Annotated in this window: 2 pseudogenes; both read right to left on the bottom strand. The window is 56.8% G+C overall.

The features are described 5' to 3' along the window. Nucleotides 1-398: pseudogene (locus BLV11_RS18435) on the bottom strand (hypothetical protein); the annotation flags it as partial. 661 nt (nt 399-1,059) lie between these two features. Then, nucleotides 1,060-1,349, bottom strand: a pseudogene (locus BLV11_RS18125) (hypothetical protein); the annotation flags it as partial.

Raw genomic sequence — 1,349 nt, 5'->3', positions numbered from 1 at the left:
TTCATCTCGTCTTCATGCTTCGTGAACATTTGGTCGCTCATATCCCGCCAGTAGCGCGCCGGCCGACGGGTCTTTCGGTCGTGTTCGGCGGTCACGGGGTCTTTATGGCGGTGGGGCTCCAGCACAGGGAATTCCGGCAGGGGCCGGGTCACGTCCATGTAATTCTGGAGGAAGTCCCAGAGCGCGTAGCAAGGGCGGGGAAAACGTTGCCAACCTAACAGGATATCGCCTAGGTGAACCTCCAGCTTGCTATAGCGGTGGCACAAAATGAAATCGAACCTCGACCCGTGCTGGGTCGCACCGCCTGACACCCAACCGTCAAACTCATAGAAGGGGTGTTCGATGATCGTCGCTTTACGTCGCCCAAGAAATGGGATCGTGCGGCGGTAGCGCCACACCCGGACCATACCGGTACGGCGATTGAGTTCCCATTCTGGCCCTCGCCCAGCCTTCAAGCACCATCGGGGAAAGAGTTTAAATGCGAGAGAGGAGAATACCCACATAAGGCCAGGAAGCCCCGCAATCAAGAAAAGTACTGGCCACAGCTCAAAAAATACAGTCAGCCAGGTTTCATCAGGCCCGAACCCATACACACCTACTAAATACATAACAAGCGCAATTGGTAGCCCGATGCAAAAGAAGCCCTTACCATACATCCCAAACCCATTGATCAACCTGGATCTCAAGGCCAACGGTGCGAAACAAATGCATTCTTGGTCCTGTTGGCCCTGATCTCCTATTCCAGCTAGTAGGTCTCCCACCCGCTCTATCTCTCGCAATGCCTTGGGCGACCATCGGGCAAACAAGTTGGACGGCATTACGTCCTGTGCCCCCCCCAAGGCAGCCGAAAACCTGCGGAGCGTCCCAGTTTCGAGTGATTGAAATCCTGGCTCTGGGTGAGTTGCTCCGGTACCAAGTCCGGGCGATAGGCTCCGGGGCCGTAGTAGCCACCGACTGTTGGGTTGGGCGCCCCTCCCTGTCAGTCTGCGCTGTTGCTGTACACATCCATTGTTCTCTTCCCTTGGGCGTCCTGCCCTCTGAACTCGTCGGCTCAATTGTTCACAAAAGCGTCCCGCTCTTATGCCGACCCCGTCCCCGTTTTGAACGCTGCTTTTCCTGACGATTGGGCTGCCATTGGGACACCGGCCCCATCTCGGTGAAACGAAGGCCCCGTTCGTAGGCGCGGATCAATTGCTGGTTGAGGGTTAGCAGCTCCTCGGACGGTTTGGCCCATTGTTCCTTCGGCAACGGCGTGGACCAGGCATCCAGTTCTTTCGGCAGGCTTTTCAAGGCCAGGGTTTTAAGGCGGCGTTCGGTAATGATGTGGGCCAGGTAGCGCTGGAAGAACC

The sequence above is a fragment of the Marinobacter mobilis genome (assembly GCF_900106945.1).
GTDB lineage: Bacteria > Pseudomonadota > Gammaproteobacteria > Pseudomonadales > Oleiphilaceae > Marinobacter > Marinobacter mobilis.
The sequence above is the reverse complement of the archived record's forward strand: the minus strand, read 5'-3'. Positions and strand labels throughout refer to the sequence as shown.